The organism is Hyphomonas sp. ske169 (assembly GCF_056850855.1).
Genome location: NZ_CP096146.1, coordinates 502,406 through 522,096, shown reverse-complemented (window position 1 = coordinate 522,096; position 19,691 = coordinate 502,406). Strand labels below are relative to the sequence as shown.

Sequence of the window (19,691 nt, the reverse complement as noted above, 5' to 3'; positions counted from 1 at the left end):
CTCAAACAGGACAGCTCACGCCAAATACAGGTCCATTCCCGCCAATCTGAAGGGCGCGCGTTTTTTCGCCCAACGGCTGCCCTCATTCAAAAGGAAGTCACGCTAACTCGCGCGATAAGACCGTCGAGCGAGTGCATTATACTCAGGAGTCCAATATGAATTTTAAGATCACCCAGTTCCTATTATTGTCCTTCTTTGCGTGTGGATGCAGCGCTTCGGAAAGCCCTACTCGTGAAAGCAAGAGCGGCGCTGTAAGCCCGACCGGCTATGTCGACCTTATTCCGCCAACCAACTACTCCCCCATTCGAGGCGTAATATGTGAGTCTCTCAACACTGTTGACGGTGAAGGAGCGGGCGCGTGCTTTGATCTCGATGGCCCATCAGAGCGCTGGACCAGAGAATACATATCGGAACGCGCGGCGACGGATTTGGTCCAAAACTATGAAATCATGTTCGATCGTGAAACGGGAATCTTCCAACTCAAGACCAGGATTGCGTGTAGCTTAGACGACCAAGAATGCAGATCGACAGAAAACGCTGATTATGAAAGCGGCGTGTTGATGGAGGCGCATACTGCCGCCTTGTTTGGTTTCAAACCAGAATACTAGACCTTAGCACCGACTACCTTTCTCCAAAAAGCAGTTTGGCGCAAATTGTCCTCATATTGGCGCGATCGGTCCTCGCTATGGCGGAAAATGTCCTGCTATCTCGGGGCGATCGCAAACGCGAGGGCGATAAAAAATGTCTACTATTAGTTCTGGAGGATCACTGGCGGTTGTCTCGTTTGCACTTTCGCGAGGCTTAACTGTTGCGGAAATTGAAGATGCCTCAGGAGCCTCTTGCAGAGCGCTCCTGGACCCCAATTCGAGGGCTCCAGAAGACATGATGCCCAGAATTCTCAATAAGCTTGGCGACAAGTATCCAGATGAACCCTTCGCCCTAGAAATGGCACGGGCCGCACCGTTTTCTTACTTGGGCGGGCTCGCGGAGGGGGCAAAGTTTGCCGATGACCTTCGCACCGCGATAGGCGTGCTAACAAAGAACAGCGCGGTAATCGCAGACCATCTCGAACTGATTTTTGATGACAGCGCAGACGAAGGTGCCCGGTTGATCTCCCGCCACCCAATGGACGCTATTGACAATGGTCGTTCTCATGAAGTGGGCATTGGACTGGTCGCGCGCCTCTTCACCGACTTTTTAGGCATCAGAGATTGCCTGGATAGCGTGACGTTTACTCATGCCCCGAACTGTTCGGTCGTCTATTATTACGACCATTTTGGCGTGCCAGTAGAATTCGAAGCGCCCGAAATGGCGCTGCACTTCAAGCAGGAGAAACTGCCAGCTAAGATTAAGTGCGCAAATCTTGATCTCTTCAACTATGTCATGACGCATCTATCGGTGCTTCAGAAACAGTCTGAGACGTTTGACGAACCGCGCGAGATGTCCATGCTTCGCAAGGCGGCGGCAGATAATGCCCACGCTGGGGTCTTCTCGGCCTCCAGCGCTGCAGCTGCCGCCAATATGAGCCTAAGGTCAGCGCAGCGGCTGACCTCAGAGCATGGCACCAGCCTGTTAGAGCTTATCGAGACTGCGCGAAAAACGCGGGCCAAGCAGCTCCTCACCGAACCGCGCAACGATATCAGCGCGATCGCATTTTTACTCGGATATTCAGATGACCGAGCGTTTCGGCGCGCCTTCCATAGATGGACCGGCAAGTCTCCCTCTGAATTCAAAAACGACATGAAGAAATAGGAATCAAAGGAGATTCTCATGAACACTTATACTCAGATTTCATCGGTTCTTTTCGCGCTTCTCTCAGGTGGAATGTTCCTCATTGCGCTTGGTCTTGTGCCCTACTGGCAATCCATTGAGCCGGCGCAGTTTACTGAAGTGTTCAATACCAGCTTGCCATTTGTCGGAGGCACGATGGCAGGCCTAACCGTCGTTGCAAGTCTGGCGATGATCATCGCAGCTGGCCTCTCCTTCTGGCAGAAAACACCTGGTCGAACTTGGCTCATCGCGGCAGCTGCTTGCGCGATCGCCATGTTCATTATGGTGCCAATCTACTTTAGCGGCGCCAACCCAACGCTTGCAGGTGGCGCGGGCACCCCAGCTGAAGTGACTGCCGAGCTTGGCCGATGGGGCCAGATGCACTGGGTCCGAACCATTCTCAGCATCATTGGAATGTTCTGCGCGGTCCGCGCTGGATACGCGAAATCTTAGACACGACTTTAGGAGGAAAACGTCATGTTACGTCTTCAAGGGATCAACGCAATCTTAGCAATCGTGGCAGTCTTTATGGTGCTGCACCTGGGCTTTGCTCCGGAACACCACACAACCCGGACCACCCTAACAACCATGCTTGGCGGCGTCGCATTCTTGCTGATGACGGCATCGGTCATCCTATCGACGCGATTGGGCTTTTTGGAAGAGCTCTTCGGCGGCTTAGACCGAATGTATCAAGTCCACCGGATCGCTGGAACGATGGTCGGCATTTTCGTTATCGTACATTTTGTCGGTGTGCCCAAAGTGTTGCCTGAAGGTGTTGATCCGGTTGCCAATCCGCTCAACCCTTCATCGCCGTTAGGCAAAGTCGCAATGGTACTATTGGTCATCGGCATTTTCGTCGCGCTCAATCGCAAGATCAGCTATTCAAAGTGGCGCAATCCTCACAAGATCATGGCGCTCGTTTATGTCCTGACCATTGGGCACTTCATGAACGCGCCGGGCGTCTTTTTCGAACGCTTCAGCGTCTCGGGTTACTATCTGATCGCAACCGCGCTTATCGGAACGATCGCCCTCATTTACACGATGGCGGGCATGAATAAGCGTACGGCAACGGCCTTCACGATTGAAAAAGTGAACCCGCTAGAACGCGCAACAGAGATTGTTCTCAAACCGAAATCCAGCATGTTTGATTTTAAGCCTGGGCAGTTCGCTTTCCTGGAAGTGCAAGGCAAGGGCTGGAACGAACCTCACCCATTCACAATCTCGAGTCCGCCGAGCGAAGACCGTTTGCGGTTCACGCTCAAAGTTCTGGGCGATTGGACGCGCAAAGTTCGCGAGGAACTAAAACCGGGCGGCGATGTAATTGTCCGCGGCCCTTACGGACGCTTCGATGCAGCAACCTCTAAGAGTAAGAAGCAAGTCTGGATTGCAGGTGGCATAGGCCTAACGCCATTCCTCTCAAAAATCCGCGCCATGAAGCCGGGTGACGAACGCGATATCCACTTCGTGTACGCCGCACGCAACAAAGAAGAAGCGATTTTCCTTGATGAGCTTAAAGAGCGCACGGCTGAGCTGAGCAATGTGACGCTCTATCCACTGTTCTCAGACGAAGGTGAGTTCGCTCGTATCGATGTCGCAAAGGACCGGCTGCCGGGTCAGTTGGGCGACTACGAATATTTCATCTGCGGGCCCAAGCCCATGGTTGATGGGCTGATGAAGGACCTTCGCAAAGAAGGTGTTGAACGTCGCAAGATCCATACCGAAGCTTTCGAGTTTCGATGATCCAAAACGTGGCGGAGCTTCACGAAACCTACGGCCCCGTCGTCTCCATCCATCTAAATCTAAAGGAGTTCTCAAAATGAAGACCGCACCATTCAGTTACACCATTCCCACTATGATTATGCTGTTCACATCAATTCTGCTCGGCGCGCTGCTCGGCGGCATCTTTGGAAACATGAGCATCAATCAAACCCTAGGCGCCTTCTTGGTTGGCTTCCTGCCACTGCCGGTAATTTCGTTCCTTAGAATGGCCGTTGGTCAATTGATGGCCAATGCTGTTGGACACAAAGGTGAAGCACCTCAAGCCTTCTCGTTCTGGGGGCGCTATTTGATCGGTGCGATGGTCGCGAGCATCATCGCCTTCGTGGCCATCAATGTGAGCGGGAACACTCTTACTATCTACTCAGGCCTCCTCATCGCCGTACTGTCTGCAAGCATAGTGTCAGTGATCATGGCGCTGAGGATCGCACTGAGCTGAGGCAATCAGTGTTCTAACCAACGAAGCAGATGCTCCTAAGCAATCTCGGCTCTTTTACCTTCACCACCGAAAGGAGAAATCCAATGCGTAAGATCATAATTTCAGCGGCTGCAGCAGCCCTCATCTCTGGCCTATCATGTGCAGACGAAACGGCACAATCTGGCTTCCAAGAATTGACGGATACCGTCTTCGGTTCGGCAGAAGCCAACCCCAACGAGCTGGTTGATATCGCCGAGTTCGCAAATTTCGGAAATCTCATATTTGGTTCGATGGACTATGATGGCGATACTGCGATCACCTTCGAAGAGTTCACGACATTTGATTTTGGCTATAAGTTCCTGGCATCGGAAGCTGGCCAATCGGCCGCCTATCTTGCCGCACAACGTGTTGTCTTTTCCTTTTGGGATAGGAACGCCAACGATGAAATCAGCGCAACCGAGTGGCGCAGCGCAATGAATGCTGATTTTCAGCGCGCTGACCGAGACAGTAATGCGTTGCTGTCACGTGATGAATTCTCGAAATTCTACGTGGTAAATCAGGCATACACTGCCGCGCTAAGCGGAAATACCTCCGCTCCGGAGCCCTGTAGTGCTGACATGGAAGCTCAGAATAAAGCGGTCATCGAAAGCTTTATTCGGGATGGTCAAAGCGCGCGTGACCTAGACGTTGTCGCTCAATATCTCGGCGACAAATTTCAGGACCACAGCGCACCAGTTGGAGCCACTTCTGGTTCTGCGCGCGAGCAATCCCTAGCCTTCCACGAAGCTCTATTTACGGCGTTTCCAGACTTCAGGGTGGAGATACATCAACAAATCGCAGAGTGCGACAAAGTTGTTACATATAAGTCATTCCATGGAACTCACAGAGAAGCGCTATTTGGATTTACCGCCACAAACGAGCCGATCAAAATCGATGTCATCGATATTCTGCGAGTCGAGAATGGCGAAGTGACAGACCATTGGGTCGTCAATAATCTACAAAGAGCGCTGACGCAAACGAACTAGCATTAGCGAAAAGAAATAAGCGGACTCTTGGAGATAGCTACTTTGACTGCTTAAACAGCGTTTGGTCGAATTTCTCCACGATCCGCTTATCATAGCGAGTGACTTAAACTCGCCCCAAGAAGGCCGCTGAGGTTCCATCCACATAGTTAGCATTCGACGTAAATGTGCGTGATCCGGGCTAGGTCGACAGGCTTAAACCCCATGCCTTCCCAAAAAGGAGCAGCAGCGGCACTTGCCTGCGCATTACATGTTAAGGTGCCCGCTGACTTGAGTCCCCAGCTCATGCACTCACGCGCAATCATTCCCGCAACGCCTCTTCGCCTCCAAATAGGGGACACGAACAATCGACGCATTCTCATAGCAGGCGCTGAATAGCCTAGCTCTTTGGTCGTTCCGCCTACTCCAATCAGTTTGTTTTTGGAGAACGCGCCAAAAAGAGCTGCCCCATTCTGATTGAATCGCTCGACTCCAGAGTGCCAATTCTCGCTGAGCATCGACATGTTTCTGATGCCTTCATCCTGACTTAGTTTCAACAGTTCGTGAAAACCGTCTGGCAACTCGTCTTCGATGCGCTTCAGGATGATCGGCTTTCCGATACGATGAACCATTCGCACATACTACGCGCGCAGCGAGAATTGTCATTCCCGCAATCAGTTTCGAGTGGCTTTCTCTCGCCCCATCAAAGACGCTCGTTGTTTCTGAAACGCGAGCAAAAGACATTAGAGAACTTCAATCAAAGCCCCATTTGCCGGATTTCCTCCACAACGTGTTGAATTGAAAAATCGTTCTTTGCAGAGACTCGTACAACTGGTGCGGCGCAAACTGGGTAACAGCCTGCCAGATCATGCATCCAAGCGAGAATAGCTTCTTCGGACTTCGTTGTGTCGAGGTGACCCGGGTGCCGCGTTCGGCTGACAAACCGGCGCGTTGCTAGCTCTGGGTCACACGCGCAATATACTTCAACGGTATTTTGGAAATGCCGATTGACCCAATCCACGGGCGTACCGGTATCCGTTCTGCCGCGTGGACGCCAGTGAGAGACGAGCACTGTATTGGATTGTTCAAGTGCTGTGATTTCAAACTGTTTGTCTGCCTCGATGCTCAGGCGTCGGCGCCATTGCTCGTCGCCCAAACCTTGCGAATCGAACAATGCCTCTAGAAAGTCGTCCTTATCCAAAATTGGCCAACCTAGCTCTGCTGCTAAGCGACGCCCGAGCGTGGATTTGCCTGACCCAGGCAGTCCAGTCACAAATATCGCGCATTCGTTCATTGATATGATCGCTGGGTTGTGGATCTCATTCATTCTGTCATTGCGAGCTTGAAGCAATGAAGTCAAACTGACCCAGTGGATGAGTTTATAATCGACCTGCTGAAGGGAGACCCAGTTCGATGGCACGCCCTCGGACTTGTGGCACGGCTAAACATTGAAACAGCCTGCATCGGAGCCGGGTTCGTACGAAATATGGTCTGGGACGACCTGCACGGTTTGGAAAGCGATTGCCGTGATGGCGATATCGACGTGCTTTGGTTTGATGCCGAGAGAGGCTCCCCACAAGTCGATCTGGAAATTGAGCAAAGCCTGAAGCGCCTCGACCCTAGCTTCGATTGGTCCGTCAAAAACCAGGCGAGGATGCACGTCAGAAACAGTGATCGACCTTATACAGATGTGGCAGATGCCATGACGTTCTGGCCTGAAACCGCGACTGCGATTGCGGCGAAAAGGATTCAGAATGAGTGCGAGTTGATTGCGCCGTTCGGATTGGATGATCTTCAAAACATGGTCCTGCGCCCAACCTCTGAAGAGAAACACAAGCGCCAAGCATTTCAAAACCGCATTCGGACCAAGAATTGGCTCGACCGTTGGCCCGGTGTCCGTGTTGAGCTCTGAGTGTTGCGGGGCAATCCGAAACATTATTTGTAATCAGTCTGAGTCGACGGGTCGCAAAAACTGCCCCAGTCAGACAGAGTGTCTATTCTCGTCGTTTCGCTTCTAATCGCATCCGCGATCGTCCATGCCGGTTGGAACGCTGTCGTAAAAGGAAGTGATGACCGCCTGTGGTCGATCTCTATCATTACGCTCATTGGAGCATGCGCCGCGATACCGTTCGCCCTGGCTCTGAGGCCGCCATCGCCAGAAAGCTGGCCCTTCATCGTCTTTTCGTCGGTGCTTCAAGTCGCCTACTGTTTGTTTTTAATACGGGCTTATCGCGATGGAGACCTCGCAAATGTTTATCCAATCGCTCGCGGCTCAGCGCCACTTTTAGTTACGATAGGCGCAGGTTTGTTCGCACGAGAGGTTCCGGGTGTCGGAACACTGATTGGCATTCTCCTCATCTCCCTTGGCATTTTGGTCCTTACGACAGGATCTAAACGTGCCGATGCGAAAACCACCATAGCGGCATTAATGGCCGGTGGGTTCATCGCCTCATACATGGTGGTCGATGGTATTGGTGTTCGGGTTGGAGAAAACGCACTTGGATATGCTGCTTGGCAGGCGGTCGTGGCCGGTATTTTGATCCCGCTCACTTACGTGTTCATTCGCCGAAAAGCTCTACCCATTCCTCGCGGTCGTGATGGACTGACCGTCCTCGTCGCAGGAGTTCTCAGCACGCTGGGCTATTGCATCGCGGTTTGGGCTATGAGCCTAAACACTATGGGAGGAGTTTCAGCGCTAAGAGAAACAAGCATCTTGTTTGCTGCCCTTATCGGAGTGATTTTCCTCAAAGAAGAATTGTCCGTGCAGAAAATCCTCTGCGCCGTCGCCGTAACGGCGGGTGTCATCGTCATATCTATCGGCTAAGCTGAGCGTCTTTGCGAGCAAAAGGAGACATAAGTTCAGCGGTCTTAGTTGTTCAAAAAGGCCGCCTAGCTATGTCAACTATAGACGTGAAACTCCAATCGCCTAACAACAAAACAGATTAGTACTGCCACCCGATCGAAATTGACCCATAGTCTAAGTCTGCATCGGTGTCGTCGAATGGCGTGGCGCCTCTGCTGAGTCCGAAGCTAGCAACGAACCTTCCATACCTAAGGGTCGCGCCTGCGCTCAGAAAGGCAGCGACAGGATCATAGTCGACCGAACGGCTGTCTCGGAATGCTGTGCCATCCAAGGGTAAGAAGTGTGAGATCGCATTAACCCCCACGCCGCCATAAAATGTATACTTTACTCGATCAGTCGGCTGTGTCCCGACGCCGAGCACAGATCCAAAACCTTGGCCTAAACTGGTGGTCGAAACCGTATCCTCGAGATCGTTCCCGAGTTCAAAGATCGCACCGCCGCCGACGGAGGTTTGGTAATTGCCAAGTGAGGCGTTGCCCAGACCAACGGTGCGCCATTCAAGGCCATTTTCCAGACTGTTCCTCGCCAGTGTTTTGCCTGCCAAATAGCCGATGTTAAAAATCGCTTCATTTGGCAATTGGCTGTCCCACCCAAGCGGTTCTTCAGCCCCAATAAGGTCGTGAAATTCGATTTGGATATGATCTGTTTGTGTGACCGGCCCAACCGCTCCTATCTTTATATCCCAGGCATGCGTCCAATCGTCTTGACGGGCGTAAAGCCCTGTCGATAGGAGCATAATCCCTGAATAAGGCTGATCGTTTGGGTCAGGTTCAATTTGATCTATGCGCGACGGCGTGTTCATCTCGCTGATCAGAGAGAACGAAATATAATTATCGGCGCTTTCATTGCCAAAGCCTGGGAATATTTTCAGCGCCTTGGACGCACCAGCCACGAAACTTGCTTCGGGATATTTCGCAATTTCATCACTCGACCATGTGATCGAAAGACCATTCGTGTAATTATTATCGGAGCCTGTGAATAGGTCATTCTCTACATTTAAAACGATGGTTTCGGTCGTTTCTGCAACGCTCATAGACGTTGAGGCGCATACCGCCGCGCCGATCAGCAGCGCGCGACGGAGACATGCGCGGTAAGGTTTAAAACTGCGCATTAGCGAGTGTCCTTCTTGTTGAAGAGCAAGTGATAGAGCCGTGCGCTCATTTCTTCGGATAGTATCCGGGGTTCCGGGTCGAAAAACCATGAAACGGGCTGATTGTAGACTGTGGCTAGTTTGGCCACCGTTTCTGACTCAATTTTGATTTCTCCAGACTCGATCAGCATCAATTCCGCTTCTGTTATTTGGAGCTGTGAGGCCGCCGCGGCTGCCGAAAGCTGCAATTCTAGCCGTGCAATGCGCGCGCGCATTCCAGTAACCCGGTCCTCCTCATGGTCATTCACGGTAGGTCTTCCTCTTAGTTCGGATGGAATGGGAACGCGCATGCCCTAAAATGACCCATAGGTCAATATATGACCTCATGGTCAATCCCATAACGGGAACATGTCTGGTGCAAATCGTGCATAACGGCTAAAGACTGAACGGTGCCAAGGTATTTCGCCATCGGCGAAACCGGTTAATTGGGTCTGCCACAAGGGTGTCCTGCAGACCGGATGACCTCGTGTGAAGGAGCGCGACATTGCCGAGCGATACCCCAAAACCATCGGAGCTGTCGCGAACGCAAGAGATCCGCAGAGAACACATCGTACAAGCCGCGCTCTTGGTGTTTGAAAGAGACGGGTTTGAAGCGGCACGCATGATCGATATCGCCGACGAAGCCGGCGTCGCAAAGGGAACCTTGTATCTCTATTTCGAAAACAAAGCAGCCTTGCTCGAAGGTGTCATCCAAACTGAAGTTCTGCCAACGATCCAAGCCGTCGGGGATGCTATTGAAGATTTTTCCGGGTCTGCCCGCGACGTTCTGAAGAACCAAATCCGCACTACGGCTGAGCGGATGGCATCTCCTGGAATGAAAATTCTGTTGAAACTTATGATTTCATCGGGTGGTCAGAATCCGCATATCCCTAAATTCTATTATGAGAACGTCCTGGAGCCTGGTGTCCAACTATTCAGACGAACATTAGAGCTTGGCGTCGAGACCGGAGAATTCAAAGAAGACGTTCTAGACCTAGACCCAGTGACTCTGGTGGGCGCGCATGTCTATACGGGGGTGTGGAACATATTGTTCAGTGAATATGCACCATTAGACATTGATGCGGTGATTGACGGTTTCACAGGCACGGTAATGAATGGCCTGCTCGTTACGCCAGATCTTAAAGCTAACAGCTAAGCGGTTTGTCCGAGGAGGCCGGACGTTAATAGTTTGAATTGCGCATCTAGAATGGCTTCACGCTTAACGGGCTCAATCTCATCGAATAGCATGGTCCAGATCGCGGTCATAAATGTAGGCCCCGCGAATACAATCGGATGACACTCGGCGGCCTGAGAGGTGAATTCTCCTGTTTCGACCCCGCGTTCAATCGTTTTTTTGATCATTTGAGCGCCGCGGCCAACAACCTCTTTGAAGTAGAATGACCGGACGGTTGGGTACTTCAGGCCCTCAGTGACAATCAACCTCAATGCGGTGTTCATATCACCGACGCTCAATCGCTCTGACATCAATTTGAGCTGGGTTCTAAGCTGCTCCAATGCGCTGTCGGAGGCCGAGTCTGTTGTTTGTGCTACGTGAGCGACCGCGGGCAAAAGCGTATTGCCAATAACGCCTTCAAATAGGGCATCTTTGGTCGGAAAGTGGAGGTAAAGTGTGCCTTTGCCAATGCCGGCACGATTCGCAATGTCGATCATTCGAGTTGCCTCGACACCATGCTCTCCGAACAAGTCTAAGGCGGCGCGCACGATATCGTCTCGCCTTTGTAATTGCACTTTGTTCGGCGACTTTATGACGGTCAAACCTACCTCCGAATACTCTCGCCTTAGGCTACGACCGAGGACGACGAGAGCGTCACCAAAGCTAACCAAATTGCATCGCCCCTAGATAGCCGCTCTTGGCTCCGACTTGCAAGAAATACAGATATTCACTTGCGTTTGACCACTGGGTCATATAACGACCCGCGGGTCAATTTATGAATTAAAGGTCAAACCGAAACCACTTGGGCTGCTGAGATGAGCCCCAAGGTACAGGCGAAGTTTGAGCCTTCAATTATCGACGTCACGAGCCGCGGTTGGTGACATAAACATGGGGATTTGCATGGCCAGATCGATATCGGCGCTAATCGCAGCCGGTCTAATTACAAGTTGTAGTCCGGAAGCTCCTACGGAACTTCCCAATCCTCGCACTGTGATTGTCGAACCCGTGTCCGCCTTCTACGGCAATCTTGGATTTGCGTTTCCGGGAACAGTACAAACCACCGAGCGCAGTGAAATTGCGTTCGAAGTCGGCGGGCGTGTGATCAGCCTGGACGTTGATCTTGGTGACACGTTTCAGCGCGGAGATGCGCTCGGCCGAGTAGAGGATACGACTCAACGCCTGGATATTCGCGCGCGTGAAGCAGATCTAGCGAGTGCGCGCTCCACCTTAAACGAGGCCCAGCTAGACTATCAAAGGCTGGCCGGTCTCGATGGAACCGGCGCCGTTTCAGGCACTGCGATTGATCAAGCAAAAGTCCGTCTCGATAGCGCTCAGGCCGCGGTCCAAGTGCTGCAGAGCCAAGTTGCGACGGCGCGCCAACGTCTTGCTTTCACAGTACTGCGGGCCCCATTCGATGGGGAAGTAGCGTTTCGACATGTTGAACCATCGCAAGTGGTGGCGGCCGGGCAACCCATATTCAGTGTTGATGGCGCAGATTCAGGATTTGAAGCGCAGATTGCCTTGCCCGACCGAAATTTGTCGCAAGTCTCTGTTGGCGACGCGGTAGAGCTCACGACCTCGGCAAATGGTGAAATTCTGTCAGGGCAAGTTTCCGAGATTGGTGTTCGCTCAAACCAAGCCGGCCTTTATCCGGTCACGATCGACATCACTGCTGATGATAGCGTTCGACTAACCGCGGGCATGTCTGTCGAAGCCACTTTTGTGCAAGCCGCAAACGTAGAAAGCGCCCTTCGGATACCTCTGGGGGGCTACGCGATCGATCCAGATGGCAGCACCTATGTCTTCCTCATCTCTCCGGACAATCAGTCGGTTGTGAAACGCCCAGTCGAGCTTGGCACGCCAAACGGTCGTAGTGTCGAGGTGCTTTCCGGTCTCTCGCCCGACGATTTGATCGTAGTGCGCGGAGCAGATCTCCTGAATGACGGTGAAGCGGTTATCCCCGCTGGCGTCGAGAACGTCCGTTACGACGATTAGAGGCGCTTTTCATGAACCTGTCCAACATTGCTTATCAATACAAACCGGTCGTCCTCCTAGCTGTGCTTGCCAGCATGGTTTTCGGTGCGATTTCATTTTTCACGCTACCTGCGCAAGAAGACCCGAGTATCACTATTCGCGAAGCCATCGTCACCGCGAACTTGCCTGGTCTGCCCGCAGACCGGGTTGAAGATCTCATCACGAAACCATTGGAAGAGGCCATTCTCACCGTCGCGGGAGTCGAAGAAATCCGCTCAACATCGGCTGACGGCTATACAATCATCAAGGCAAGAGCCTATCAGGATACAACTGATCTGGATCGAATCTGGGATGAACTACAAGAAGCCGTCGAGACGGCTCATCCGCGGCTTCCCTCTGGAACGAGTGTGCCGCAAGTGAATGATAATTTCGGCGATGTTGCCGTTGCGACGCTCGCTCTGCATGGCGAAGACTATTCCAACCAGGAACTTTTCGATTTTGCGGAATTTGCCCGCGAACAGCTCAATGCGGTCGATGGAACAAAGAAAATCGAAATCATTGGCGCGCTTGAAGAGCGTGTTTTTATCGAAACAACAAACGCTCGATTGGCCGGTGCGGGATTAAATCCTCAAGATGTTCGCGCAGCTTTGAGAGAGCAAAACATAATTGCATCGGGAGGGGTCCTCGATACAGGCGACCGCGCTTTCACGCTCATTCCATCCGGTGAATTCAAATCGGTTGATGAGATTAGAAACCTCCTGGTTCGCGTGCCTTCGGATGGGACTTTGCTCCGTTTAAATGATATCGCGGATGTGTCTCACGGATATGCAGATCCTGCGCGTCAAAGCGCATATTTCAACGGCCAACCGGCGATCATTCTATCTGTGGTTATGCGCGATGGGCAAAGTGCGCTTGGGTACGCTGACCGATTAGATATCGGCATCCAATCGCTGCGGTCCAATTTACCTGTAGGGTTAGAGCTCGACATCGTCACATGGCAAGCGGAACAAGTTGCTGGCGCTGTTTATGGCGTCACTTCGAACGTGCTCCAAACGCTCGGCATAGTCCTTGCCGTTGTCATCCTCTTTTTAGGATTGCGAACGGGCTTAGTTGTTGGCTCAATTGTACCGGCCGTTGTTCTCGTCACGCTTGCCGTTATGGGCTTTTTCGACATGACGTTAGAGCGCATGAGTTTGGCAACCATTGTCATTGCGCTCGGGCTGCTCGTCGATAATGGCGTTGTGATCGCGGAAGATTTTAAAAGGCGCTTAGCTGAAACCGGAGACCGCGATCGAGCCTTGAAAGAGACGGGAAAAGAGCTTTCGATTCCGCTTCTTTCGTCCTCGCTCACCACCATTTTGGTGTTCATGCCGCTAATGCTCGCGCAGCACGAGTCTGGCGAGTACACGCGCAATATTTCGCTTGTTATCCTGATTACCTTGCTCGCATCCTGGGTGCTCGCCATGACGGTGACCCCAACACTGTGTCACATGTTCTTAAAGGCACCCAAGCCAGGCGAAGCCGCAGACGCCAGTCGATCGGGTGGCATCTTCGGTGCTGTCGAGTTCGCTTATGATCGCATATTGCGCGGAATTCTTCGGATACGGTTCGTGTTCGTGATCGCCATGTTTGCGCTTTTGCCTTTGGGCGGCATGTTGGTGCGCGCAACGCCAGCAAAGTTCTTCCCGGACTCTGACCGCGCGCAAGTTCTGATCTACGTGAACCTGCCAGCCGGCGTCACCACCAGAACCACACAAGCACGATTGAACGACATGATGGACATCATGCTCGATGAAGAACGCTATCCCGAACTCGGTGACATGGCGGGCTATGTCGGTTTTGGTGGCCCGCGCTTTGTGCTTTCACTCGCACCGCTCGATCAAGCGCCGCATGTCGGCTTTATCGTCGTCAACGCAGAAGATCGGGCCGCACTAGATTCCGTCATCCCAAAATTACGAAATGATTTCAGGGCGCAAGTGACCGATGTTGAGGCTAGGGTTTCCGCCATGTTCTTGGGACCGTCCGATCCCAATGTCATCCAGGTGCAAATCAAAGGACCGGATAAGGACTACATCTTTGAGACCTCCAAACAGCTGGAACAAATCCTAAATTCTGTGCCAGGCACAATAGACGTTTGGAGTGACTGGTATAATCCCGTCACCCGCTACGATATTGAAATTGATCAGCAGCTCGCGCGAACGGCAGGCATCAGCTCCACTGACATTGCCAGCACGCTGTCGAACTATGTATCGAGCGCATCCGATTCCCTCTATCGCGATGGTGACGACGTCTACCCGATCGTTTCTCGAGCGATCGCTGATGAGCGAAGTGACCCCGGCCGGATTGGCGCACTCTCTATTTTTAAACGAGGTTCAACCGAAAGCATCCCGCTTGGGCAAGTTGCTCAAATCGAACAGCGTGTTGGTTTTCCTTTCATCCAGCGCGAGGATTTGACCCCGACAGTTACGGTGGAAGCACGTAATTTGCGGCTATCCCCTGAGGACATGGCGCCGATGTTGAAAGGTCCGCTGGCGGAACTGGAGAGAACACTCCCACCGGGGCACACAATTGAGTTCGATGGGATCATTACCGATGCCGCGATTGGTCGCGCCGCGCTCTTCGCGAATTTTCCGCTTTGTATCGGTCTGGCTGTCTTGCTTCTCGTTGCTCAGTTCAACGGATATCGACGGCCGCTCATCGTCATGATGACGATCCCACTGGTTGTCATTGGCGTCGGACTTGGTTTGCGCGCCATGCAAGCAGACTTTGGATTCCTCGTTATCCTAGGATTGTTCGCCTTGGCGGGGATCATCGTCAATAATGCGATTGTCCTAATCGACCGCATCGACATCGAACGTGCCAGTGGAGAGCACTCAGATTGGGATGCCGTCGTAACCGCCTGTGTGCGACGCCTGCGCGCGATTATCATTACGACGATCACGACGATTATTGGCCTTCTGCCGCTCATTATTGGGCGCGATGTTTTGTTCTTTGGAATGGCCTCAATCATGGCCTTCGGCTTAGCGGTCGGCACAGTGCTGACCCTCGGTGTCGTGCCGGCATTGTATTGCCTGTTCTTTGGTATCCGACCGAACAAAAACCCGCAAACTCCACCGATGGATATGGACCTGATTGAGGAACCAGCATCATGACTAAATCCGCTTCTCTCATCGCGCTTCTATTTGCGACACCCGCGGCAAGCTGTGTGATGGGGCCTGACTATGCGCCGCTAACACCGTTGCAGGTTGATGCGTTCAGCTCATTGACTGGGAGTCATCCGGACCTGGTTGCAGAAGGCTTAGAGCTTAAGCCCGATTGGTGGCAATCATTTGGTGATGAAGAGCTCTCTCGCCTGGTTGAAACGGCACTTGTACAAAACCCAGACCTGCGAGTGGCGACAGCGCGCGTTCAACAATCAAAAGCCAATCGGAAGATCGCGTCGGCAGCTCTGTATCCAAGCGTGAATGTCTCTGGGAGCGCGCAAACCTTTGAAAACAGCGAAGTGGCGTTGACGCCTGCGCAAGGGGTATTGAACTCTGAACTGTTTGATGTGAGCGCTGATGCAGCCTGGCAAGTCGATTTATTCGGCAAGGTCCAGCGCAGCGTTGAAGCGTCCGAGGCCTCTTATGCCGCGAGTATTGAAGACCGCCGCGGCGTGATGCTGGTCGTGATTAGCGAAGTGGTCCTGAATTATGCGAACCTCCGCTCATCGCAAAACCAGTTTCGCGTTGCGCAAGAAAATGAGCGGATCGCCCGCAAAACGGTTGAGCTCACTGAACTTCTATCCGCGCAAGAACTCGGCAGTGAATTTGATATCGTTCGCGCCCGGGCGGACCTAAAAGAAACCTTGGCCGTGCAATCGGATCTGCTAGCAGCCCAGCGTATATTTGCCGCCAATATCGCGGCTCTAATGGGGGAGGCTCCATTCGGTTTGGTGGAAGACTTAATCGAGCCCACTGAGACCGAATTGGTTACACCTTCTGTTCCACTTGGATTGCCAAGTGACTTAATTCGCCGCCGACCGGATGTTCGGGCCGCTGAACGACGCTATGCGCAGTCAGTCGCGACCATCGGGCTTGAAGTGGCAGACCTTTATCCTAGCTTCGTGTTGACCGGCAGTGTTGGCACAAACGCACTAGATTTGAGCGACTTGTTTACGTCCCCAAGCCAAGTCTTGTCGTTAGCTGGGATACTTGATTGGCCGGTTTTCGATTATGGTCGCCGGAAAGCCGAGATAGCGATCGCCGAAGCCGGCGCGGAAGCGGCCCTCGCGAGCTATGATGCGAGCGTCATCAATGCCTATCGAGACGTCGAGCAAGCCTTGTCGACCTATGTCTTTGCAGATCAAAAACTCGATCAACTCCAGTCGGCTCGAACCGAACGATTGCGCGCTTTGGAACTCGCTGAGTTGAGATATCAAAGTGGTGTCGATGACTTATTCGTCGTGTTGGAAGCGCAGCGACGGCTCACGGGCTTACAGAGCAGCATTGCAGAAACCGAAGCTGACAAAATTGAAGCCGTTGTCCGCGTCTATCAATCCTTAGGCGGGGGTTGGGACACTGCGGAGCAAACCCTCGCTCAAACAAAAGATGGATAGTGCGCTGTAAATCCCCGCCCGATCAGAGCAGTTCATGAGGATGGCATGATTACACAATTTGCAATCGGCGTATCACTCGTAGCGTTGACCAAGATCGTCGGCGCCTTCTTCATTGTTATCGCTGCTGAAAGGCTGATGGGACATCGCGCGTGGCTTCAGACGGGGAACCTCTTGGTCAGACATGTGCTGACGCTCACCTTTATGACGATCTGGTTGGTGTTTGGACTGATCTTGATAATGATTTTGTGGGCGCTCACACTCTTCGCTTTGGGGATTTTTGGGGCGTTTGAAGCGGCGCTCTATTTCGCCATGATTTCATTCACCACGCTGGGCTTTGGCGATATTATCTTACCGAATGAATGGCGGCTCCTGTCTGGTTTTATCGCGATCGATGGCTTTATCCTGTTTGGACTTAACACCGCTTTCCTGTTCGAAGTGCTGCGTCGCCTTCGCCAAAATGATCTGCCGGTCGAAATGCAAGTCAACACTGATGCTACCCAGAAACGCCGACCCTTTTGACGTAATGCCAAGATGACGAGCAAGGAAAAAAAGCCATCAGAGCGGAACGCGCAGGGAGAAACCACTCTCCAATCGCCCTCCATTCGTCGTCTTCGAGAGGAGTACGAGTCTGTTTTGAAGCAGCCTGTCCCCCAAAGGCTTGTGGATTTGGTGAAGCGCCTAAAGGATTTGGAATGATAGCGCCGGGCTCAATAACGATGGCTCACGCTTTGGTTTGAAGCCTTCAAAGCGAGTAGCGGAATTGACCCTCTTTCGCCAAAGAGTGGCCAGTGTTGCAGCGACATTCAGCTTTGGAAGGCTCGCGAACATCCCAACGCAGGCTCACAGACAAGGAGCAAAGAATGATGAAAATTTTCGCCTATGCAGTATTGGTTTCAATGGCATTGAGCGGGTGTGGAGGCGAGGCCACGCCACCTCTAGAGCGAAAAAGCGGTACAGTCACACCGACAGGGTATGTCGATCTCATCCCGCCAACAAATTACTCTCCAATTCGAGGCGTGATTTGCGAATCCCTCAATTCGACCGATGGTCATCTGGCGGGGGCCTGTTTTGATCTCGAGGGTCCTTCTGAGAAATGGACCCGAAAATACATATCGGATCAAGCAGCGGATGATCTGATGGAAAACTATGGGAGACTGTTTGACCCGGAGCGTGGGTATTTCGAGATGAAGACGAAAATCGGTTGCAATCTGGTTATTCGAGAATGCAGGTCGATAGACGGCACCCGTTTTGAACGCGGAGTGACATTGATCGCGCATACAGCAGCGCTATTCGGGTTTTCCCCGGAATACTAGCATTCTTTACTTTTGAAGATTGAAACCTAGAGGACTCATTGGACTGCCCGGTTTCTGCGATGCGAGCAAATGGAGACGTTAGGATTCGACGACAATTGTTGTTCTAAAGCGAATTAGAGCTTCAAACTGTTAGGGATCAAGGAGGTACATAACCCGATATTGCGATAAGAGAGGTTAGCTCAGAAGTGTCTCTCTCGCTTATGGACGATCTGCACTCCCCGTGGTCGAAGTTTGCAATTTCCTGGAGTTGATTTCTTCACACTTAGAAGTCCATCTCTCAAGTCGTCGAGCGTAGTCAGACGCCGCTGATTCAGCTTTCGGCGCGTTTCTGTTCACGTCCTTGAAGAGCGCAAGCGGACGAAGGAAAGATGACTTTCTCCATGCATCGGGTTTTTCTGGTGTGACCGAGGTTTTTATGGCGGCCCATAAGTCGCGCGCGGATGTAACGAGCTCGGTGTGCAAGTTTTCTAGCTCGTCAGATTGGTCATAAGCCGGAAGTTGTTTTACGGCTGATTTTTGTTTCTCTATCAGCTCCAGGTTTTGCTCGAAGGTGCTCTCAATAGCGGACAAAATCTGTTGGTACTTGTTGCGTTGAGTTTCCGTTTGTAGCTCCTTCAGCTTATCTGAGAACCCTGACTCAAGTCTAATCAATCGATCATTGTAAGTTGTGTATGCACACCATCCCAAAAACCCAACTAACAGTGTAGAAGCGACGCCTGCGCCAAATCTATCGTTCAGCAACTCGAAGGTTTGCTGCCACGAAGACGCGGCTGACGAATAGAGACAATAATACGTAATTGAGAACCCAATCACGAAAATTAGAGTTAGAACCAAGACAGAAAAGTCGATGGACGTGACACTCAGTTTGCCCCGTTGAAAAAGGTATTTTCGAGGAACTAATTCACCCGAATGGCCTCTTACTTTCGCGTTGTGCCTTGAGCCAATGCTCACCAACCAACCGAGGAACATCATAACAATCAGCGCAGCCAGATAGTTCAGCGCAACCAGCGTAACGGAATAGTCGTTTTCTACCCCCGATCCGCTCGTCGATATATCAACATCGAAAGCAAATCGTTTGGTTTCATTGCTTTCTGCAGGCTCGAGTGATGAAAGCAAACACTGAAACAATTCCGTTTGTGCCGCCACATCTCCTACGGGTTCGAATTCAAAATTTATGTTGGGAAAAAGTTCTCGATATCCATAGACAGCCATGCACGCGCTTTGCGTCGCACCGCAAACAGCATCGAAGTCCGACACTACGATCACGCGGGCTGCGTCAGAGGAATGACGGCTACTGATCTCGTCGAGCGCGGCCAGCAGCGGATTGTCTCCATCGGCTAAGAACTGAGGATTGGACAATTGGATTTGCGACTTCAAGACAGGACTAGGAACGGTGACGTCGCTCCGGCAGTCTCCTCCATTGCTTCCGCCAAAGTAGGCAACGGAGATCTCGTCTGAGTCGTTTAAATTGCTCACAAAGTGCTGAAGATCTATCCGGGCTTCCTCTTGTGCACCTTCGTTTGCCATAGACGCTGAATGATCGATCAGGATGTATGTTTTTTCGGCGTGCGCTTGCAACCAAGAAAGCGCAACAAAAGCGAAAATAAAAATTGAGCGTAACATCATGAACCAATCGTGGCTTAGCTGCTAGTTCTTGTTCAATTACATGCAATTCA

21 protein-coding genes are annotated in these 19,691 nt (G+C 52.0%); 15 read left to right on the top strand and 6 right to left on the bottom strand.

The features are described 5' to 3' along the window. Positions 1-155 precede the first annotated feature (155 nt). From MY069_RS02505 to MY069_RS02480, 6 genes are all read left to right on the top strand, one after another. Positions 156-608 (top strand): YcgJ family protein, encoded by a 453-nt coding sequence (locus MY069_RS02505; protein WP_482795504.1) that lies wholly within the window; start codon positions 156-158, stop codon positions 606-608. A 133-nt stretch (positions 609-741) separates the two neighbouring features. Further along, the gene (locus tag MY069_RS02500; protein WP_482795503.1) at positions 742-1,752 is read left to right on the top strand and encodes a helix-turn-helix domain-containing protein; all 1,011 of its coding nucleotides are present in this window, start codon (positions 742-744) and stop codon (positions 1,750-1,752) included. Between the two features lie 18 nt (positions 1,753-1,770). After that, on the top strand, positions 1,771-2,223 hold the full coding sequence (locus MY069_RS02495) for an anthrone oxygenase family protein (protein ID WP_482795502.1): 453 nt from the start codon (positions 1,771-1,773) through the stop codon (positions 2,221-2,223). A gap of 24 nt (positions 2,224-2,247) precedes the next feature. After that, complete coding sequence (locus MY069_RS02490) at positions 2,248-3,510, top strand: ferredoxin reductase family protein (RefSeq protein WP_482795501.1); 1,263 nt, start codon at positions 2,248-2,250, stop codon at positions 3,508-3,510. Between the two features lie 76 nt (positions 3,511-3,586). Continuing rightward, entirely contained in the window at positions 3,587-3,985 is a 399-nt protein-coding gene (locus tag MY069_RS02485; protein WP_482795500.1) for a hypothetical protein, read from the top strand. Positions 3,986-4,014: 29 nt separating this feature from the next. Beyond that, positions 4,015-4,989 carry an ester cyclase gene (locus MY069_RS02480; protein ID WP_482795499.1) on the top strand — a complete coding sequence of 325 codons (975 nt, stop codon included), beginning with the start codon at positions 4,015-4,017 and terminating at the stop codon, positions 4,987-4,989. Positions 4,990-5,135: 146 nt separating this feature from the next. Here MY069_RS02480 and MY069_RS02475 read toward each other — a convergent pair whose 3' ends face one another. Both MY069_RS02475 and MY069_RS02470 read right to left on the bottom strand, forming a co-directional pair. Then, complete coding sequence (locus MY069_RS02475; protein ID WP_482795498.1) at positions 5,136-5,597, bottom strand: GNAT family N-acetyltransferase; 462 nt, start codon at positions 5,595-5,597, stop codon at positions 5,136-5,138. A 125-nt stretch (positions 5,598-5,722) separates the two neighbouring features. After that, positions 5,723-6,238 carry a P-loop nucleotide/nucleoside kinase family protein gene (locus MY069_RS02470; RefSeq protein ID WP_482795497.1) on the bottom strand — a complete coding sequence of 172 codons (516 nt, stop codon included), beginning with the start codon at positions 6,236-6,238 and terminating at the stop codon, positions 5,723-5,725. A gap of 96 nt (positions 6,239-6,334) precedes the next feature. Between MY069_RS02470 and MY069_RS02465 the strand changes: the two genes are divergently transcribed. Beyond that, positions 6,335-6,877, top strand: coding sequence for a nucleotidyltransferase family protein (locus MY069_RS02465; protein WP_482795496.1), 543 nt, complete (start codon positions 6,335-6,337; stop codon positions 6,875-6,877). A 78-nt stretch (positions 6,878-6,955) separates the two neighbouring features. Beyond that, positions 6,956-7,789 carry an EamA family transporter gene (locus MY069_RS02460; RefSeq protein WP_482795495.1) on the top strand — a complete coding sequence of 278 codons (834 nt, stop codon included), beginning with the start codon at positions 6,956-6,958 and terminating at the stop codon, positions 7,787-7,789. A gap of 118 nt (positions 7,790-7,907) precedes the next feature. Here the strand turns inward: MY069_RS02460 and MY069_RS02455 are convergent, their stop codons facing one another. Continuing rightward, positions 7,908-8,939, bottom strand: coding sequence for a lipid A deacylase LpxR family protein (locus MY069_RS02455; RefSeq protein ID WP_482795494.1), 1,032 nt, complete (start codon positions 8,937-8,939; stop codon positions 7,908-7,910). Then, on the bottom strand, positions 8,939-9,226 hold the full coding sequence (locus tag MY069_RS02450; protein WP_482795493.1) for a hypothetical protein: 288 nt from the start codon (positions 9,224-9,226) through the stop codon (positions 8,939-8,941). Before MY069_RS02450 ends, MY069_RS02455 begins: the two co-directional genes overlap by 1 nt. A 236-nt stretch (positions 9,227-9,462) precedes the next feature. Between MY069_RS02450 and MY069_RS02445 the strand changes: the two genes are divergently transcribed. Next, positions 9,463-10,113 carry a TetR/AcrR family transcriptional regulator gene (locus tag MY069_RS02445; protein WP_482795492.1) on the top strand — a complete coding sequence of 217 codons (651 nt, stop codon included), beginning with the start codon at positions 9,463-9,465 and terminating at the stop codon, positions 10,111-10,113. Here the strand turns inward: MY069_RS02445 and MY069_RS02440 are convergent. Beyond that, entirely contained in the window at positions 10,110-10,733 is a 624-nt protein-coding gene (locus tag MY069_RS02440; RefSeq protein ID WP_482795491.1) for a TetR/AcrR family transcriptional regulator, read from the bottom strand. The two genes, MY069_RS02445 and MY069_RS02440, sit on opposite strands and share 4 nt — an antisense overlap. A gap of 298 nt (positions 10,734-11,031) precedes the next feature. Between MY069_RS02440 and MY069_RS02435 the strand changes: the two genes are divergently transcribed. The 6 genes from MY069_RS02435 (at position 11,032) to MY069_RS02410 (ending at position 18,015) form a co-directional block, all read left to right on the top strand. Next, positions 11,032-12,126: an efflux RND transporter periplasmic adaptor subunit gene (locus MY069_RS02435; RefSeq protein WP_482795490.1), complete on the top strand. Its 1,095-nt coding sequence runs from the start codon at positions 11,032-11,034 to the stop codon at positions 12,124-12,126. A gap of 11 nt (positions 12,127-12,137) precedes the next feature. After that, entirely contained in the window at positions 12,138-15,257 is a 3,120-nt protein-coding gene (locus tag MY069_RS02430) for an efflux RND transporter permease subunit (RefSeq protein WP_482795489.1), read from the top strand. Then, complete coding sequence (locus MY069_RS02425; protein WP_482795488.1) at positions 15,254-16,702, top strand: efflux transporter outer membrane subunit; 1,449 nt, start codon at positions 15,254-15,256, stop codon at positions 16,700-16,702. The genes MY069_RS02430 and MY069_RS02425 overlap by 4 nt, the downstream gene beginning before the upstream one ends. Before the next feature lie 45 nt (positions 16,703-16,747). Further along, on the top strand, positions 16,748-17,221 hold the full coding sequence (locus tag MY069_RS02420; RefSeq protein ID WP_482795487.1) for an ion channel: 474 nt from the start codon (positions 16,748-16,750) through the stop codon (positions 17,219-17,221). A 12-nt stretch (positions 17,222-17,233) separates the two neighbouring features. Further along, on the top strand, positions 17,234-17,398 hold the full coding sequence (locus tag MY069_RS02415; RefSeq protein ID WP_482795486.1) for a NepR family anti-sigma factor: 165 nt from the start codon (positions 17,234-17,236) through the stop codon (positions 17,396-17,398). 164 nt (positions 17,399-17,562) lie between these two features. Beyond that, positions 17,563-18,015, top strand: coding sequence for a YcgJ family protein (locus tag MY069_RS02410; protein ID WP_482795485.1), 453 nt, complete (start codon positions 17,563-17,565; stop codon positions 18,013-18,015). A gap of 198 nt (positions 18,016-18,213) precedes the next feature. On the opposite strand, the gene MY069_RS02405 is transcribed toward MY069_RS02410, so the two are convergent. Next, positions 18,214-19,641: a vWA domain-containing protein gene (locus MY069_RS02405; RefSeq protein ID WP_482795484.1), complete on the bottom strand. Its 1,428-nt coding sequence runs from the start codon at positions 19,639-19,641 to the stop codon at positions 18,214-18,216. Between the last annotated feature and the right edge of the window lie 50 nt (positions 19,642-19,691).

Coding starts and splice junctions, on each gene's coding strand:
- MY069_RS02410 (WP_482795485.1), top strand. CDS start 17,563: ATGATGAAAATTTTCGCCTATGCAGTATTGGTTTCAATGGCATTGAGC.
- MY069_RS02480 (WP_482795499.1), top strand. CDS start 4,015: ATGCTCCTAAGCAATCTCGGCTCTTTTACCTTCACCACCGAAAGGAGA.
- MY069_RS02495 (WP_482795502.1), top strand. CDS start 1,771: ATGAACACTTATACTCAGATTTCATCGGTTCTTTTCGCGCTTCTCTCA.
- MY069_RS02435 (WP_482795490.1), top strand. CDS start 11,032: ATGGCCAGATCGATATCGGCGCTAATCGCAGCCGGTCTAATTACAAGT.
- MY069_RS02500 (WP_482795503.1), top strand. CDS start 742: ATGTCTACTATTAGTTCTGGAGGATCACTGGCGGTTGTCTCGTTTGCA.
- MY069_RS02415 (WP_482795486.1), top strand. CDS start 17,234: ATGACGAGCAAGGAAAAAAAGCCATCAGAGCGGAACGCGCAGGGAGAA.
- MY069_RS02490 (WP_482795501.1), top strand. CDS start 2,248: ATGTTACGTCTTCAAGGGATCAACGCAATCTTAGCAATCGTGGCAGTC.
- MY069_RS02405 (WP_482795484.1), bottom strand. CDS start 19,641: ATGATGTTACGCTCAATTTTTATTTTCGCTTTTGTTGCGCTTTCTTGG.
- MY069_RS02420 (WP_482795487.1), top strand. CDS start 16,748: ATGATTACACAATTTGCAATCGGCGTATCACTCGTAGCGTTGACCAAG.
- MY069_RS02430 (WP_482795489.1), top strand. CDS start 12,138: ATGAACCTGTCCAACATTGCTTATCAATACAAACCGGTCGTCCTCCTA.
- MY069_RS02455 (WP_482795494.1), bottom strand. CDS start 8,939: ATGCGCAGTTTTAAACCTTACCGCGCATGTCTCCGTCGCGCGCTGCTG.
- MY069_RS02505 (WP_482795504.1), top strand. CDS start 156: ATGAATTTTAAGATCACCCAGTTCCTATTATTGTCCTTCTTTGCGTGT.
- MY069_RS02475 (WP_482795498.1), bottom strand. CDS start 5,597: ATGGTTCATCGTATCGGAAAGCCGATCATCCTGAAGCGCATCGAAGAC.
- MY069_RS02425 (WP_482795488.1), top strand. CDS start 15,254: ATGACTAAATCCGCTTCTCTCATCGCGCTTCTATTTGCGACACCCGCG.
- MY069_RS02485 (WP_482795500.1), top strand. CDS start 3,587: ATGAAGACCGCACCATTCAGTTACACCATTCCCACTATGATTATGCTG.